At 56.7% G+C, this 1,377-nt stretch carries 2 protein-coding genes and 1 pseudogene; all 3 read right to left on the bottom strand.

What is annotated here, in order from left to right; genetic code table 11:
* The coding region (gene mobC, locus D1641_RS18845) for a plasmid mobilization relaxosome protein MobC (protein WP_160668523.1) at positions 1 to 254 on the bottom strand (254 nt) is incomplete at its 3' end.
* Positions 255 to 411: 157 nt separating this feature from the next.
* Positions 412 to 990: a hypothetical protein gene (locus D1641_RS18850; RefSeq protein WP_160668525.1), complete on the bottom strand. Its 579-nt coding sequence runs from the start codon at positions 988 to 990 to the stop codon at positions 412 to 414.
* A 24-nt stretch (positions 991 to 1,014) separates the two neighbouring features.
* Positions 1,015 to 1,377, bottom strand: a pseudogene (locus D1641_RS19250) (hypothetical protein); the annotation flags it as partial.

Consider the following 1,377-nt stretch of genomic DNA (forward strand, 5'->3'; position numbering starts at 1 on the left):
TCAATATCGGTCTGGCCCGCCTCCTTTCTGGCGTTGGTGTTGTGGGCGATCTGATTGATATTTGTCCCGATGGCGTTTAGCTCCCGCAGCAGGGCGGCATAGGTGTCAGGGGGCCGGGGGCGGAGGTTCACGCCCATAATGAGCTGGCGGAGCAGCGGCTCCATTTTCAGCCCGGACGCCTCTGCCTGACGGCGTAGGTGGGCGTACTGGCTGGCGGTCAGCCGCAGGGTGACGGTCTTGTAGGGCTTTGCCATAGGCAGCACTTCCTTTATAAAATGTGTCGAAAAAATGCGTCTCAACTTGAGACGCATTTCCGGGTGGCGGGGTATTAGGGGCTATGCCCCTAACAAGTGGAATTTTGCTGTCAAAATTCCGTACTTGCTGGGACAGCGGAGCCAACGGCTCCGCTGTCTACCGTATCGGGGCCATGTCCCGGTGTTTATGGGGTCTGGCCTTTTTCGGGGCCTTTTTATAGGGGCGGTATGGGGGTTCCGGGCCGTCACGGATGATTTGTTCACCCATGGGAACACGGATAGGACGGCTGAAATCTGCTGTGATGGTGTTCTCTTTGACATTGGTGGGACGGTATTCTCCGTCCAGCTCACACTCAGTCGAGATTACCACACGCCCATTGGTTTCCTCCAGAACGCTGCGGATTGTTTTGAATATACGGAGCCGTTTGTCAATGGCGTCATCGGCGCGACAGTAGAGTTGTGGGCAGTATACAAATCGTCCCGGAACCTCTTTTGAGAGAAAAGCATAGGTTATGATTTTTCTGCTTTGGCGTTCCCGCGCCCGTTCAACGTGCTTGATATAGCCTACTGCCGCCTCAAAGCCTTTTGTCAGACAGAGATTACCTACCTCACGCCGTTCTTCCAATGTCAGCGGAACATTTTTCATGGAATGTTCGGTAAGCCCTTTGCTGACACGAAAATTCTCCGGGAGCCAGCGGGAACCTCTTATGATGTAGTGAAATCGCTTCTTCTTCATAGCAGGGTACTCCTTTGCGTTCGGCTATCGAACTGGGTCAGACCGCTGGGGTCGGTTTTTTGGGGGGGCCTGCCTCCGGGGCGGGGGTTCCGGGGGTGGGGCCGGTTCCTCTGGCTGGGGTAAAGCGTCCATGTCCCCATCCTCCAGCAGAGACAGCAGGTCCTCCACATTTTTCTCGTCCGGGCGGTCCGGCACAGGGGTCTCCACGGTGTAACCGGGCAGCAGTATCCCGTTGACACAGAAGCGTTTCCGGGCGTCCTCCGGGATGTGTGGGGAGATTTCCGTAAACAGGTGGGAGTAGGCGGCGATGCGGCCCTGGAGGTATTTTTCCATGGCTGCCCTGTCCTTGAACACCTTCCGGTCCTGTCCGGCAAGCCGCCGCCCAGA

The sequence above is a fragment of the Colidextribacter sp. OB.20 genome (assembly GCF_009911595.1).
Lineage (GTDB): Bacteria > Bacillota > Clostridia > Oscillospirales > Oscillospiraceae > Lawsonibacter.